The organism is Allobosea sp. P4_E12, assembly GCF_056401655.1.
Map to the genome: position 1 here is coordinate 1 of NZ_JBFUIY010000040.1, position 17,279 is coordinate 17,279.

Consider the following 17,279-nt stretch of genomic DNA (forward strand, 5'->3'; position numbering starts at 1 on the left):
CGGCTTCTAGAGCGCGAAGTTGCCGGCGGTCAGGGTGTGACTGCCCTTCAGGTTGATCTGGAAGTCGGCATCGCCGTCGCCGTCGACATTGCCCTTGACCACGGTGTAGTCGCCGTCGGCCCGGGTCTCGTAGGMGACCACCAGCTGGGCCGTGGCGGTGAAGGCCGGGCCGCTGGTCAGGGTGAAGCTCTGGTTGCCGGCGAGCGCGCCATTGGCGTCGATGCCGGAGAGGTCGAGCTTATCGCCAGGCTCGAAGTCGAGGATGGTGTCGCCATCCGCCGCTTCCTTGCTCTCGAAGCGGAAGGTGTCGTTGCCSGCCCCGCCYTCCATCACGTTCACCGCCGCACTGGCCGTGATCGTGTCGTTRCCTGCGCCGGTCGCGACGTTCTCKATGCTCCAGAGCGTGTCGSTGCCGCTGTCCGTGCTGACCGCGCTGCCGCGTCCGAGCAGGCCGTTGCCGAGATCGACCGTCAGGTTCGCCATGATCGCCGACATGTCGAGCGTGTCGATGCCCGTGCCGCCGTCGCTGTCATCGCCGAAATAGACGTCGTTGCCGTCACCGATCGCAGCCACGAACACGTCATTGCCCGCACCCGCCACCACGGTGTCGTCGCCGGCCCCGGCCGTGATCCGGTCGTCGCCCGTGCCACCGAAGATCCGGTCGTTGCCGGCCTCGCCATCGATCAGGTCGTTGCCGGCCCCGCCAAGCAGCACGTCGTCGCCGGCTCCGCCGAAGACCACGTCGCGGCCCTCCCCGGCATCAACGAAGTCGTTGCCGTCGCCCGCCGAGATCGTGTCGTTGCCGCCCGCTCCGATCAGGACATCGTCGCCGCCCTGGCCGATCAGGTTGTCCGCCCCAGACGCCCCGAGCAACACGTCCGCCTCGGGCATACCGACCAGAACCAGTCCGGCGTCGTGCTGCGTTGTCTGGCCGGTTCCGCCACCATTGCCGGTCTCGGTGCCGGTGCCGCAACTCCCGCCGCCGCCGTTCTCGGTCTCGTTGCCTGAGCCGCTGCCGCCGCCATTCTCCGTCTCGTTGCCGGTGCCGCCGCCGCCGCCATTCTCCGTCTCGTTGCCGGTGCCGCCGCCGCCGCCATTCTCCGTCTCGTTGCCGGTGCCGCCGCCGCCGCCATTCTCCGTCTCGTTGCCGGTGCCGCCGCCGCCGCCATTCTCGGTCTCGTTGCCGGTGCCGCCGCCACCGCCGTTCTCGGTCTCGTTGCCCGAGACGCCGCCGCTCCCGTTACCGGTGCCGATGCCGCCATCATCGACGACGACGGTCTCGAAGATGTTCTCCGGCAGATTGGCCAGGCTGGTATTGCGGGCGATGATGTCCGAGAACTCCTGGCCCTCGATGAAATTTTCGTAGAAGTCGAAATTCTCGACCCGGTCGAGATAGTAGAACCGGTCGGCCTCCTGCAGGCGATCGAACTGCTCCTGCAGCACGACCCAGAAGGTCTGCCCGACCATGCCGCCATTGATATGCGTCTCGGCAAGGCCACCGACCCAGAGATCGACCCGGTCGATCCCCTTCACCATGCCGGTGCCGTCGGCCTGGATGGCCACGCTGATATTCGAGTTGATCGCCTGGAAGGCAGCTATCTCATTGGCGTCCAGGACGAGGTCGGGATAGGCCTGCTTGAACTGGGCGATCACTGCGTCGCTCAGATTGTTGCGCTGCTGGAAGTCCTCCCAGGAGGTATAGGGTGAGAGGTTTCCGGCATATCCGACGGCCTCGGAGACATAGGGATCCTGCGAAGCGGCAAGATCCGAACGCACCTGGTTCAACGTTCCCAGCCCGACATCCCAGCCGCGTGCCACATTGAAGGCGAACAGGTCGGCATTGATCCGCACCAGATCGTTGCGCACCGCGTCGACGATGTTGAAGTCAACCTCCTCCGCCGGCTGCCTGATGATGCCGCCCAGGATCGATCCCACACCGAGCTGCTCATAGCCGGGCTGCGGGACRTAGCCGGGRGGCAAGGGAGCRGTGAAGGCGCCRGCGTCGTTCGTCGGRTTCAGGAAGGCGTCGAACAGCGCCACCTGCTTCGGCTGACCRTCGGCATCGAGCACGGTCATGGTCTGGCCGATCAGGGAGTGACCGACCCGGTACACGGCCGCCGCGAACTCATGCGAGATGGCGGCCGTCGCATCYGGATTGTAGTCGCCRTGGCCGTGGTCGCCATCGCCCTTGATGCCGCCGATGAGATGATCGGCGAACTCGTCGAAGACGACGCGCTGGTAYTCGGCCTCGTTGATGATCTTGGCCGCCTGGAAGAGCTCCTCCTGYGTGCCCTGGAAGCCGGCYTCCACCAGATTCTCGACGTGGAAGTTGTGATTGCGCGCCCAGATCGTGTGCATCGCRGTCAGGGMRAAGTTCTCGTTCGCCCGGCCGTCRCCRGCGATGTAGTGGTCGAGAACGCTGACGAACGGATTGGCATCGAGCAGCAGCGCATGTCCGGTGCCCATGAAATTGGACGCCATGCTCGCTGCCATCGTGGTGTTGATCACACCGCCGTTGACCAGCCCAGGGAAATAGGTCTGGAAGGCGACCGGGCCGCCTGGCAGGCCGGTGAAGACGGTGTTGTTCTCCCAATGCTCGAGGATCAGCTCGCGCAGCGTCGGCAGCAACCGGAAGTTCGGGTCAGACGGATCCGGCCCTCCCGCCAGCAGCATGGAGCCGAGACCGCCATCGCCGTCGCCTTCGCGGAGGAACTGGCCGACGAGCCCGTTCGAGCCATAGGCCTGGTTCTGGTCCGCGAAGGGCGAAGTGCGGTTGATATGCTGGGGAACGCCGTCGACGATTTCGTCGACCGTGCCCCGGGTGAGATCGGCCGGGTTGCCTGATCCGGGCGCACCGTTCCCGGGAGCTCCGATCTGGATCGTGCCGTTGCCACCCTTCGGCAGGAAGTCGAGGCCATGGTCGAAATACTGGCCGAAGGCCATGAAGAAGATATTGGCGTCGTTGCTGTTCTTCGGCAGGTCGGCTTCCTGCACACCCAGGATGTTGCTGATATTGCGCGGATCCAGCCCCTCGAAGATCGGGTTGATCTGGTTGTTGCCGGTCGCCGCGTCGTATTCGCCATAGCGGGCTTCGGTCAGCCGGATGAAGTGCTCGTCCGCCGCGCCGTAATCGGGATGGGCGACATTGTTGCCGTGGCCGCTGAGATCACGCACGCCGGGCACCGTGTCGTCATCGCCAGGAACGTCCTGGCCGTTGACCAGGTGCTTCAGCCCCGAAAGGTCGCCGGCGGTGAGTTCGAACGCGCCGGTGACGCCGTCGCCTCCACCATCTCCGCCTCCCGTGCCGCCCCCATTTCCGCCACCGCCGTTGCCACCGCTGCCGCCGGAATTCGCGAAGGTCGGCGACGCGCCGCCCGGCAGGGTCGCGAAGGTGATGGTATGGCCGCCATTCGTCAGGGTCGTCGTGCCGTTGCCGTTGTTCGTGCTCGTGTAGTTGGCGAGCGTCGAACCGGGCGCCAGTTCGATGACATCCTGAGGCCGCAAGGTCCCGATGATCGTGTCATGGCCGCCCATCGACTTGAAGACGATGCGATGTGCCGAGGTTAGCGCCGAGATATTGACGGTGTCGTCGCCCGTCGAACCATCGATCGTGATGGTGTTGGTGAACAAGGTGGTCGCCGCGAAATTGCCGAGGACCTGGAAGGTATCGCCGCCGCCACCACCGGTGATCTGGATTTCCTCGATGTTTGCCAGCTCCGCGATCACCACGCCATTGCGGACGATGGCGATCTCCGTTGCCGGGTTGAGATTGAACGCGGCCGGCGCATTGGCTGCCGCATAGATCTGGAAAACCTCAGCAGTCGCATTCCCCACGATCCGAACGGTGTCGGTGTCACGGCCGCCGTCGATGATGTCACGCCCTTCGGTCGAACCGACGATGATCAGATCATCGCCGCGATCGCCAAGGATCGTGTCATTGCCCAGGCCGCCATTGATGGTGTCGTCACCGCGGCCACCATCGATCGTGTCGTTTCCGGCTCCGCCATTGAGGATGTCGTTGTCGCGATCGCCGAGGATGGTGTCGTCGCCGTCGCCGCCGTCAACCGTATCGGCCCCGCGGCCTGCGTCGATCGTGTCATTGCCTGCAAGACCGGTGACGGTGTCGTCACCGCGATCAGCGTTGATGATATCGGCCCCGGCAGTGCCGACGAGCACGTCATTGCCGCGCGTTCCGAGGATGGCCGGATCCGTCGGGATATTGGTGCCGACAGTCGCGGTCGGGAGCGAGAACACCTCCTCGAGCACGCCATGGGCATCCTGGTAGACGATGCGCAGCCTGATCGGCAGCCCGTTCTCGCCATCCGTGACCGTGAAGCTCGGGCCATGCGCGCGCTCCACCTCGCCGGCGCCGAAGAGCTCGATATCGGCGAAACCGGTGCCGTCATCGACCTGCCAGAAGTAGGAAATGGGTGCGGCTGGAACGAGCCCGCCCGGATTGTCGGCATCCGTCAGCCCCGCCAGATTCAAGCCGGCCAGGCTCACAGTCAGGACGTCGCCGACCTGAATGCCGACGTTGGTGGTTGTGCTATCAACGATGACCGGCCGGCCCACGGGCTGGTTGTTCGCGCCGCCGAGCACGATCGACTGATCCGCGAACTGCAGCCGCTCGATGTTCCGGAGCGTATCCGTCCCATCAGTGCCAACATTGTCCGTAACGGTCACGGAGCCGTCGGCGTTGGGCGTGATCGTGTAGCTCGCCCGCAGGCCCGAGAACTTGGCCGTATCGAAATCGGTGGTATTCGAGCTCAGGATCTCGCGAACGATCCTGAGCTGGCCGGGATTATAGGTGCCGTTCAGCATCAACGGAACCATCGGCTCCATGCTGTCGAAGGTCGCGATCTCGGGGCCGCTACCGTCCAGATTCTGTCGAACGCTGATGCGCACGTTCAAGTAGCGGTCGCCGTCGATAATGTCGTCGCCGCCGCGGCCCTGGATGATGTCGCTGCCCTTGCCGCCGAGGATGATGTTACCACCCTCGAAGAAGGTTGCGGCGCTATTGGGAAGCAGAGCGCGCAGACCGTCGATCAGATCGATATTGGTCATCACGCTGCCGGTCGCACCTGCAGTTGGCAGGGTGGTGGCATCGGAGTCATCGCCATTGAGGACATCGCCGAAATCCGAGCCGGAGAGGCCTTCGACGAAGTCGAAGCGGCTAAGCGAGGTCGACCCACCGGGCACGGGCGGCTGATCGAAGAAGCGGTCGGAGATGTCGATATAGACGCCGGTGGTGTTGGGCTTGTAGATCGCCCAGTCATAGCCGGAGCCGCCGATATAGCGATCGCCGAAGCCGGTCTTGCCGGCCATGATGTCGTCGCCGCCTTCGCCGTTGAACTTGTCGTTCTCGCCGTCGCCGATGAAGACGTCATTGCCGATGACCGGGTCATTGCCGAGCGGATCGAAATTGTCACCAGGCGCGCCGTCGGTGGTGCCCTTCTCGATCCAGTCGTCACCCTCGTTGCCCATATCCTGTTCATTGGCCTTGCTGCCGAGGATGAAGTCGTTCCCCTGGCCGCCAATGGCCTCCGATGCGTCCTCGCCAGTGACGATGAAATCGCTGCCGAAACCGCCGATGATCAGGTTGACGCCGTTGCCGCCATGGAGGACGTCGTTGCCGTCGCCACCCTGGATGTTGTCGTCACCACCGGTGTCCGTGATGATGTCGTCGCCGGCGCCGCCGCGCAGCTGGTCGTTGCCGTCGCCGCCCTCGATGCGGTCATTTCCGCCATCGCCCCAGATCGTGTCGTCGCCCTCGCTCGCAATCAGGATGTCATTGCCGACGCTACCGCCGAGAACGACATGCTCGTCACCGGTATACTGCAGATAGTTGCTGTCGGGCCCGGCCGTATTCGGGTTGTCGCGAATGACGAGCGGAAGCAACGGATCGCCGTTTGTCGGGTCGTCGTTGCCGGTCGCGCCGAGCCCGGTGTGCTGCTTGGTCGGATCGACCTCGAGCGTGAAACCGGGTGTCGTGAAGACCACGCCGGGGAGATGGGTCGCCGACGAATTCGCCATGATCAGCTTGGCGAAGGAGTTGCTCTCGAGCTCCGCATTGAAGCTCAGGCCGGACGTGCGCTCGAGATAGTAGAAGCGGTCGCCATCCTGCAGCTTTTCGAGCTGGTTCTCGAAGATGAAGTTGAAGGTCGAGCCCAGCATGCCGCCGAAGGGCATCTTCTCCTCGGCGAGACCGCCGATCCAGAGATCGATGGCATCGACGCCGGTGATGGTGACACCATTGGCGCCGCTGGCCCAGGCCCCCGTACCGTTCAGGAAGTCGAGACGGTCGGCAGGTGCGCCGGCGCCACCGAGTACCAGCGACATGGCGGCCGCACGCTTGTCCACAAGTGTGGCCGCGCCCGTGATCGACGAATGCGTGCCGTAGGCGGCGATGAAGTTGATCAGCGAATCCGGGTGCTTCAGGCTCTGAACGAGATCCGCCCAGCTGGCGTAGGGCTTGAGCTGGACTTCGCCGGTCGACGTATAGATTTGCCGGCGGACTTCGTTCAGCGAGGGAATACCGACGTCCCGGCCGCGCGCGAGGTTGATCGCGGGAAGGTCGAGCGGCAGGCCGAGCAGGTTGTTGCGCAGCGCCTCGGTGACGAATTCGTCGATTTCGTTGCCGGCCTGGCGGGTCACGCCGCGGACGATCGCGCTGACTGCGTCTTCCGGATTGGCTCCGCTGGCAGCGAAGGCGAGCGGGTTCAGGAAGGCAGCGATCAGGCCCATCTGCTGGTCGGGATTGCTGGGATCGGACGAGACGACGTCGAAATCCGCAGTGAAGCGGTCGACCGTCTCGGTCAGCATCGAATGGCCGAAACGATAGACCGTGTGCGCGAACTCCGCGACGATCGAGGGATCCAGGTCGACGTCATAGACCTGGGTCGGCGCAAAGAAGAGGTCGACATTCGGCTGGATCGTTCGGGCGAACTCTTCGAAGACCAGATGCTGATACTGCATCTCGGTGCCGAATTTCGCCGTCTGGAACAGGCGCTCGCCATTCCATTGCAGGGCGTCGATCGCCGCCTGATTGGCCGGGAATGTCGCCGGCTCGGTGCCGGGGATCAGCCATTCCTTGAGGAAGGCGAGATCGCCCGAAGTCAGCACCGTATTCTTGGTCTGCTCGACCAGCCGGTTATGCTCGGAGTGGAAGATCGCGTGGACGGCGGTGAGGCCGATATTCTCGTTCACGCGGCCGTCGCCGGCGATGTAATGCGCGTCGAGCAGCTCGTTGTCGTAAGCGAGGTTGTTACCTTGCTGATTCACCGGCACGGGATTTCCCGTCAACACATCGCCATCGGGAACAAGGTCGTCAGCCGTGTTGGCAACCCCGTCGGCACCGAGACCAGCGAATACCGGCACGGCGTTGTGGGCGATGTCGTTGAGGAAGGCGTGGCCGGTGCGCACGGCATTGGTCAGGGAGATCGGCGCAAGCGGATTGCCCTCGACGAGGATGTCGTCAGCGGTGCCGCCGATGCCGTCCAGCCCCTTCATCACGACCTGCGGGAAGCCGTTCGGGCCCTTGATGAAATTGCCATAGGCGTCGGTCGCCAGCAGCGGACCGCTGTCGATATCGGCGTCGGTGAGATTGATGCCGAGAATGTCGCGCGCCTGCGCCTTCACCACCTTCCAGGTCGCCATACCGCCAATTTCGATATCGTCAGCGGTTCCGAACTTGCCGTCAGCGCCCAGATTACGATTGGTGATCAATTCACCGGTCGCAACTGGCCGCGCTCCTCCCACTCCAGCGCCATCGGTATCCATGAGTTGGTAAGCTCGCAGGAAGACCTGGTGCGAGGGATGCGAGGAGTAGGTCTGGTTCTGGTCGACGAAGGGCGAGGTCGTGTTGGTGTGCTCGTGGATGTCGTCGGCATTGCCGAGGATCCCGTCCGGACCAGGCAGGTTGGTCGCCCGGGTCAGGACCATGAAGTTCGTCGGGCTGCCCTGCACGTAGAGCGGATCGTCCGGCTGAAGCGGGATGAAGACCGTGCCGGAACCGCCCTTGGTCACGAGATCGAGGCCATGGTCGAAGAACTGGCCGAAGAAGGTCATCCAGGCGTTGAACGGCGCCGACAGACCGGCATCCGGAGCAATGTTCGGGATTTCGAAGACCTGCTTATCGTCGGCCGTGCCGAACTGGCCGTCGAGACCCGGGCTGGTAACGATGGTCAGGCCGAGGTCGTCGGCCACGCCGTCGAAGGTCGCCTGGGCGGCGACGACGGGGGCATTCGCGTCGTTCAAGGCCGCCTGATCGAGCGCAACGTGGTTCGCCGCCTGCGTCTGGGCGGTTTGGGCTGGGCCGAGAGCGGCCTGAGTCGAGGTAACGAGTGCGTCCGCCTCTGCGAACGCAGCTTCGGCATCCGTCCGCACCTGAACGGCGTTATCGAGCGCGATGACAGCCGCCTGCACGCCTGGATCAGCCAGAGGGTCTTCACCCGCCGGCACCGCGGCGACCGCCAAGGCCAAAGCCGTCTGCGCGGTCGATTCCCCCAGTTGCGCAGCCGTAACCGCGCCTGCTGCGGACGCGGCCGCCGTGGTGGCGGTGTTCGCAGCGGCCGTCGCTGCGGCGAGATTGGCATCCGCGGTTGCAAGGACCGCCTGTGAAGCACCGAGCGCTGTCTGCAGAGCGGCAACTCCGCTCGCCGCAGCCGCTTTCACAGCGTTGAATGCCTGGAGCGCGGCCAGGAAGGTCGCGGTGTCCGCCGTGATGTTTTCCGAGCCGGCGTTGCGAAGGGCCGCCGCAATCGCAGCGGGATTGTTCGCGGTCTGGTCCACGATGAGATTGCTGATCGTGCGCGGCTGCGAGTCGATCACCAGACCGTTCGTCTGCTGGTAGGAGGTACCCGACTGCGCCGGATTGAACACCGGCGTCGTGACGCGTGGGAAGACGTTGTCGGCGGCTCCGAAGGTGTCGCTCTGCTGCTGATTGAGCAGGTTGTTTCCGGAACCATCGACCGTGCGCAGGCCAAGCGCCGCCCGCACATTCGGCAGCAGCGAGGTCAGCGGCGTACCGGCCGCATTCGCTTCAGCAATCTTGATCTGGTCGAGGATGAAGTTGAGGTCAGAGCGCACCAGCATGATGCCCTCGCCACCCGCCGTCGCATCGACGACCGGCGTCGGCGCGACCGGCGGCGCCACGGGACCGGCCACGACCGGCTGGGTCGGAGCCGAGAACACCGTCTCGGTGACGCCATGCCCGTCGGTGAAGATCGCCTTCACCCGCAGGGCCGAACCGGCGAGATCGGGCGTGACCCTGAAGGTCGTGCCGTCGGCACTTTGGAAGGCGAGATCCCCGAGCGGAAGCAGGATGATGTCCTCGAAGATACCCGAACCGGGATCCGCCTCGAACTGCCAGAGATAGGAGATCGAGCCGGGCAGGATGCCATTGGGGGCCGCGGCACTTGTATTGCCGTCGCTCACGCCGGCAATCGAGACACGCAGCAGTTGACCTGAGGTCGGCGTGTTGTCAGCCGTGCTCGATGCCGCGTCGAGAATAGCAAGTGTGCCGCTCGGGTTGAGGTTGAGGCCGACGCCATTCGGAAGCGTCACGCTCTGATCCGCAAATTGCAGTCGCTCGACATTGACGAGAGTATCGCTGCCATCCCTGCCGACATTGTCGGTAACGGTGCTGATACCAGTCGTCGTGTTCGTGGTGACCGTGTAGTCGGCCCTGTTGCCGGAGAAAATGGCCGTGTCGAAGCCGTTGTCGTCGTCCTTGAGCTCGCGCACCGCCACCAGCTGACCAGGGTTCCAGACCCCGTTCAGCATGTTCTGCAGCAGTTGTGGCGCGACCATGCTGTCGAAGGTCGCGATCTCCCCACCGCTTCCATCGGCGTTGGCCCGCACGCTGATGCGCACGTTCAGCCAGCGGTCGCCATCGATCAGGTCGTCGCCGCCACGCCCCTCGAGCAGGTCGCTGCCGGCGCCGCCGAGCATGATGTTGCCGGTCGCGAAGCCGGTGGTCGAGAGACCGGCCTGGCCGAGGAGTGCCGCTAGCCCGTCGATCAGCGCGACATTGGTCAGCGCGCCGCCCGTGGCGCCGCCATGATTGAGGATCGTGACCGCGTCGATATTGTCGCCGCGCAGGATGTCGGCAAAGCGCGAACCGGACAGGCCCTCGACCTCGGCGAAGCGGTCGAGGATCGAAGCCGGAGAGGCGCCGACGGGCTGCACTGCCCCCACATTCGTGTTTGGCGTCTCGCCATGCGGCTGGGCCAGCGCGGCCAAGGTCAGGTCGACCGTGACGCCCTGATTGTCGCTCTTATAGGTGACCCAGTCGAAGCCGGACATGCCGTCCATCTTGTCCTGGGCATCGCTGCCGACGAAGATGTCATCACCGCCCTCGCCGATGAACTCGTCGAAGCCGCCGCCACCGACGAAGATGTCGTTACCGATGATGTCGTCGGCCAGGAGGGGCGCGAAATTGTCGCCAGGGGCGCCGTCCTGCGTGCCCTTCTCGATCCAGTCATCGCCCTCGTTTCCGGTCGGCGGCAAGCTGGTCTTGGAGCTGTAGATGAAGTCGTCGCCGCGGCCACCGAAGGTGGTCGAGATATCCTCCATCGTGACGATGTAGTCCTTGCCGGCGCCGCCCAGGATCAGGTTCCCGACGCCACCGACCATCATGTTCCCGGCGTGGATGACGTCGTTGCCGTCGCCGCCCTCGAGCCGGTCATCGCCGCCCAGATCCTGGATAATGTCGTCGCCGGCGCCACCCAGAATGGTATCGTTGCCGTAGCCGCCTTCCAGCCGGTCATTGCCGCCATCGCCATAGAGCGTGTCGTCGCCATCGCCGGAGATGATGACGTCATTCCCCGCGGTGCCGCCGAGGACAACATGGTCCTCACCGGTGTACTGCAGGTAGTTGGTGTCCGCGCCGGGCGTCGCCGGATTGTTGCGGATGACGAGAGGAACAATTTCGACGCCATTGATCTCGATGCCGCCGGTCGGGTCGGAATTGCCCGCAATGCCATCGGCTCCGACGACGTTGTCGGCGCTTTCGTCGACCAGGGTATTGGGATCGTCGAGCTGAATGCCATCAGGCCCAGCCTCGTTCAGCCCTGTGTGCTGCTTGGTCGGATCGACTTCGAGCGTGAAGGTCGGGGTGGTGAAGATCGCGTTCGGCAGATGCGTCGCATCACTGTTCAGCATCACCAGCTTGGCGAAGGAGTTGTTCTCGAGTTCGGTACCGAAATTCATGCCGGCGGTGCGCGACAGATAGTAGAAGCGGTCGCCGTTCTGCAGGGATTCAAGCTGGGTTTCGAAGACGAAGTTGAAGGTCGAGCCGAGCATGCCGCCAAACGGCATCTTCTCTTCCGCAAGGCCGCCGATCCAGAAATCGACATCGTTGAGGCCGCCGAGCGTGCCGCCGGTAAAGGCGCCGGTGGCGTTCAGGAAATCGAGGCGATCTCCGGGCGCACCGACTCCGCCCAGCACGATCAACGTCGCCGCCGCGCGCTTGTCGGCCATCGTCGTCGCGCCGGTGATCGACCCATGCGTGCCATAGGCCGCGATGAAGTTGATCAGCGACTCCGCGTGCTTCAGATGCCCGGCAAAGTCGGTCCAGCTGGTATAGGGCTTGAGCTGGCTGTCGCCGGTCATCGCGAAGAATTCGGAGCGCGCATTGTTGAGCGACGGGATGCCGGTATCGCGACCGCGCGCAATGTTCAGCGCCGGCAGATCGAGCGGCAGGCCGAGCAGGTTGTTGCGCAGCGCCTCGGTAACGAACTCGTCGATCTCATTGCCGACCTGGCGGGTAACGCCGCGCACGATCGCGCCGGTCGCCTGCTCCGGCGTCACGCCGCTTGCGGCATAGGCGAGCGGATTGAGGAAGGCCGCGATCAGGCCGAGCTGCGAATCGCCGCCGACAGTGTTGAAATTCGGGTCGAAGCGATCGACCGTCTCGGTCAGCATCGAATGGCCGAAGCGATAGACCGTGTGCGCGAACTCCGCGAGGATCGCCGGGTTGATCGTGGTGTCGTAGCCGTTGGGCGCCAGGAATTCGTCGACCTGCGGCTGGACCGTGCGGGCAAACTCCTCGAACACCAGATGCTGATACTGCATCTCGGTGCCGAACTTGGCGGACTGGAACAGGCGTTCGCCGTTCCAGTCGAGCGCGTCGATCTGGGCCTGCGTCAGCGGGAAGGTCGTGGCCGGCGTATCGAGCCACTGGTTGAGGAAGGCGAGATCGCCGGTCGCCAGCGCCACGTCCTTGGTCTGCTGGACCAGGCGATTATGCTCGGAATGGAACACGGCGTGCACGGCGGTGAGGCCGATATTCTCGTTCACGCGACCGTCGCCGGCGATGTAATGCGCGTCGAGGAGTTCGTTATCGTATTGGCCAGCCGCCAGCGGGCCGGTGCTGACGATGGTGTCGGTATCCGCGGTCTTGCCCGCCGGATCGGCATTATGCGCGATGTCGTTCAGGAAGGCATGGCCGGTATGGGCTGCGCCCGCCAGGCTGATCGGCTCCGCCCGGTTGCCCTCGGTGAAGCTGCCGTCGGTCATCATGACCATCGGCATGCCGCCCGGCCCCTTGATGAAGTTGCCGTAGGCGTCCACGGCCAGGACCGGCACATTGCCGACATCGGCATCGGTGAGATTGATGCCGAGAATGTCGCGGGCCTGGGCCTTGACCACAGCCCAGGTCGCCATGCCGCCGATCTCGACATCGTCGGCGGTGCCGAACCTGCCGTCAGCGCCGAGATTGCGGTTGGTGATCAGTTCGCCGGTCGCCACCGGATCGCCGTTGGCGTCCAGCTCATAGGCACGCAGGAAGACCTGGTGCGAGGGATTCGAGGAGTAGGTCTGGCTCTGGTCGACGAAGGGCGAGGTCGTGTTCGTGGCAGCCTGGCCACCTGCAGCGCGGCTCAGAACCATGAAGTTCAAAGCGCCGGGAGCCGTGCTGAACAGCGGGTCATCGGGCTTCAGCGGAATGAAGACGACTTCGGTCTGGCTTGAACTCTTGGTGACGAGATCGAGACCGTGGTCGAAGAACTGGCCGAAGAAGGTCATCCAGGCGTTGAACGGCGCGGAAAGGCCGACATCCGGGGAGACATTCGGGATGAAGTTGACCGGCTTGTCGTCCGCCGTGCCGAAAATCCCGTCCAGCCCGGGGCTGATGACGGTGCTCGATCCCGGGTTCTGCGCAGCAGCCGCAACGGCCGCCGGATTGTTGTTGGTCTGGTCGACGATCAGGTTGCTGATCGTGCGCGGCTCGGAGTCCACGACCCCGCCTGGAACACCATAATTGGTGCCGGCCTCGGCCGCCTGGAAGGACGGGTCAGTCAGGCGCGCAAACGCCAGGTCCGCGGCCCCGAATTCCGGGTGGGCCAGGTTGTTGAATGTACCATCGACGGTCCGCAGACCGAAGGGCACCTGGACGCTGGGCAGGATGTCAGTAAGGCTCTCGCCCTGAGCATTCCGCTCCGCAATCCTGATCTGCTCGAGGATGAATTCAAGATCGGAGCGAATGTACTGTACCATGACGCCCTCCTGGGGTGTCCAGGACCCCGTGTTGGCCTTGCCTGGGACAATGCTCCGCCGCTCGCGCCAAAGAGGCACGACGCTGGTTGCATCGTTTGCCAGAACTTGATCGGACAGCGCTTCAGCCCGTCATGGGCCTATCGCAGTGACAGCATGATGCCTGTCGGCACTACTGGTCGTTAGAGGACTATGTCGGACGTTATTTCCCGACCAGCGTCTGGGGCGCGCGACGGAGTTTGGTCTGGTCGTTCTTCCAGACCTAATTCCCTACACTACCGACCAAGGTCCCTAGCTCCTGCTGCCTCGGCGATGCCGACCTGCCGGACCGGTTCCCCCGAAGCCATTCCGGGACGCGGCCTCTTGCCCTCGCCGCCCGCCTATAGAGGGGGTCCATGCCCCCTCATCCAACAGCTGCGAGGTGGTCAGCGGTGATTGCAGACCGGGATGAAGGGCTTACGGGGCGAGTCGCCAGCGATGGCTAACCCATAGCCTCGTTCGTGCGCGGGATGGGGGTAGGCGCCGCCGCGCATGCCGCGCCCCCCACACAAGGAATGGTCGGGATAGCAGGGGTTTTCGGGATTTGCGCTCCCGTGCCACGGCTCCAGGGCGAGCTTGGTGCTGATCGGTATGGAGCGAGCAGGGTGCGTGAACGGCCCAGGAGCTATGAGCCGTCGCGCCGGCCACGCCTGGCAAGGCCGCGAGCCCGGCTGTGCGGTCGCGAATCGGCCATTCCGGATCAGACCAATGCCGCCTGCCCCTCATGCACGACGCCGGGCAGAGCTGAGCCTGCCCGGCGTCGAAAGCTGCACAGCGTCAGCTGCGCGTTGCGACCCTGAGTTTGTTCGGGTCGCCCTCGGGCAGAACCTCGGGCTGTTTCCAGACGACACCGTTCGGTGTCGGGATCGGCGTCATCGTCACCTGGTACTGTGGTTGCCCCTTGTAGTCCGGGTCGCCGGGGGGCGGTGTCTGCAGCTGGTAGCGCAGCAGCATCGCGAAATCCTCATGGGTGGTGTTGTGGCAATGGCTGACATAGGCGCCACCGAACTCCCCGAACCGCACCTGGAACCTCACCCTCCCGGACGGCCGCAAGCGCCAGACATCCTTGCGGACGAGCCGCTCCGTTGCGGGAATGGGCGCGCTGCCCCGGTCCATGGTGACGCCCTCCTCGAAGTGGAGGTGGATGGGATGGTCCCAGCCGCCCCCGCCATTGATCAGGGTCCAATGCTCCACCTCGCCCGGCTTGGGCATCAGCAGGGAGATGCGGTTGGCGTTGAGCGAATGCGCCTTCTCGCCGTTGATCTTGATCGTCCAGGGGAAGGACTTGATGTCTCCGCATTCGGGTATGCACTGCCCGTCCGCCGTAGCGCGTGAATCCCCCTCTCCCGACCTGCCGAACTCGATCACCCGCTCACGCACCGGGGCCACGATCGGGATCTGCGTGGTCAGCGTCTTGACCCCTGATTTCCAGTCGGGATCGGCGAAATTGGCACTGCGATCGGCATCGAGCGGGTTGCTGGCATTGTAGACCTTGCCGGGATTGTCGACGCTCTGGACCTGGCTCACGACCCTGAACTCAAGGATGGGGCCGACGCACGGGTCATCGTCCCGTCCCTTGAACGCCTTCTCGATCGAGACGGCGCCCTTGGGCTTTCGCCCGTCGGTCTGTTCCAGCAGGTTCATGATGTAGACGCTGTCGCCCGGCGCAAAGGCGGAGAAATCGACGACGATATCGTAGCGCTCTGCCACGCCCATCTCGTCGGTCTCGGTCAGCAGAATCGGATTGACCACCAGGTTGCCGTCATTGGCGATGAAATAGAAGGGCACCTTCGTGCCCTGGGAAAAGCGCCTGCTCTTGTTGACCGCAAGCGCAAGCTTGACGAAGCGGGCCATGGCGGCGTTCAGGATGCGGAAGCGGTAGCGTCGCGGCAGCACCTCGAAATAGGGATAATAGGCACCGTTGACGCAGAGCATGTCGCCGAGGAAACCATCGGTATCGAAGATATCGAAGCGGCACTGGCCCCTGGCATCGAAGGCGGGATTCGAGATCGCGAGATTCACGTCGAAATCGAGATTACCCCATTTCAGCTGCGAGCCGCTCGGCAGCCGCAGGTTGATGCCGTCATTGAGATCCTCGCGCCCCCTGTCGGGCCCGCTATAGATGTTGCAGAGCGCGAAGATGCCCTTGTGCACATTCTCGGCGGTGAAGAAGAAGCGGTGATCGTGGAACCAGAGGCTGCCCTGGATCTCCCGGTAGTCGCCGGCGACCGGGACATAGCCTTCGTCATCGTCGGGCCCCGAGCATTTGCGCGAATAGTCGCGATCGCCCGTCGGCCACAGGCTCGGCATGTCGCGCCGGGCCATCGCCATGCCCCAGTGATAATCATAGAAGGTTCCGGGGAAATGATAGGCGTTGCAGGCACCATCGCTTTCGGCGCCGTTATGGGCGTTGTGGAAATGGATCGAGATCTCGTTCCGTCCGAAGCCGCCGTTCTTGGTCCGGTCGACCGGGAGATCATTGTAGATCCGGCTCAGAACCGGTTCGCCATAACGTGCCTTGATTAGGATCGGACGGCCGAGGCCCGTGCGCAGGCCGTCCTTGCTCCCCGCCTGTCCGGGCTGGCGCGGACCGAAGGTCCACATCGCAGTCGCGTCCTGCTCGGGCATTTCCCCGCAATAGCGGCTGCCCGTGCCAATCTGCCCGAGGGACAATAGGTAGCCCTTTTTCGGATAGAGTTCCTCCCAGCGCTGATGCGCGAAGAACTCGCCGGGCGGGCGCCCTTCCATCGGTCCAACCCAGGTGACCGGGTTGCGATAGGCCGCACCGCCGGAGTTGCTGAAATCGGTATGGTAGGAAAAGTTCTTCGCCGGCAGTTCCTGGCCTCCCCCAGCAAACTGCCAGGCCGCATCGCCATTCGACAGGCGCTGAAGCGGAACCGGCTTCTGGACGTCTGGCCGCGGCATCGGGTCATGGAATTTGACAGCGCCGAAGTTCGGGCTGCGCGGGGCACCGGTCGGCACCTGGGCATATGCGCTCTTGGCGAAGGGGCTGAGCCCATTTTTCGCGACCAACAATCCGCCGGCGGTAAAGTATCCCCACCGCAACAGGTCACGTTTGGTGATCTGCCCCACCGAAAGGGCCTTCACGATATCGAGCCGGTTCTCCAGAGCCCTCTCAGCTTCCTTCAACCGGATGCCAGTGGTCTCGCGCGAGAGATACATACCTCTTCCCCTTTTCCGGACTGAACCAAGGCGCGCCTCGATGCTAACCTTTAGTTCGGCCAGACGCGGTTCAGTAAGCGGAAAAGGTCTGACCAAGTATGCAACCAAAGTCCCTAGTTCTTGGCGCCTTCTTGCGTCGCATCACATCAATTCACTGGGATACGCCTATCGATCAAAATGAACCAACCCGAACTGTCACTCAATCACAACGGTCGAGAGCGGGAATTTCGGCTCGGTAATTACCACCACAAGTTACCTATAAATTACATTTAAACATAAATATCTTAAAATTTATACGAAAATATACATACATCACTGGCGAAACAATCAACCAATAGATTACATGCAAGCCAACATCGACCCGCCCCTACGGTACTTCTGCAATGCGCAGAGTATTCATCGCCCAGGCATCATCCGCTGGTCCCGACGTCAGCGCGCCGGCGGCCGCGTGGAACCAGCGCTGGGTTGCCTCTGTTTCAGGCAAAGCAATCAGACGAATCGACTTTCGGCGAAACTGGCTGCGCGATCACCGGCCTTGCGTCCGCCGCACGCGTTGCACTGCA

Annotated in this window: 2 protein-coding genes; both read right to left on the bottom strand. The window is 63.8% G+C overall.

The annotated features are described in order from the left end of the window. Positions 1 to 6 precede the first annotated feature (6 nt). Positions 7 to 13,497 (bottom strand): peroxidase family protein, encoded by a 13,491-nt coding sequence (locus AC1DW9_RS31245; RefSeq protein ID WP_476855290.1) that lies wholly within the window; start codon positions 13,495 to 13,497, stop codon positions 7 to 9. 813 nt (positions 13,498 to 14,310) lie between these two features. Next, entirely contained in the window at positions 14,311 to 16,716 is a 2,406-nt protein-coding gene (locus tag AC1DW9_RS31250; RefSeq protein ID WP_441493038.1) for a multicopper oxidase domain-containing protein, read from the bottom strand. Positions 16,717 to 17,279 lie beyond the last annotated feature (563 nt).

Excerpts from the sequence above, each read along its gene's own strand:
- AC1DW9_RS31250 (WP_441493038.1), bottom strand. The coding sequence starts at position 16,716 with ATGTATCTCTCGCGCGAGACCACTGGCATCCGGTTGAAGGAAGCTGAG.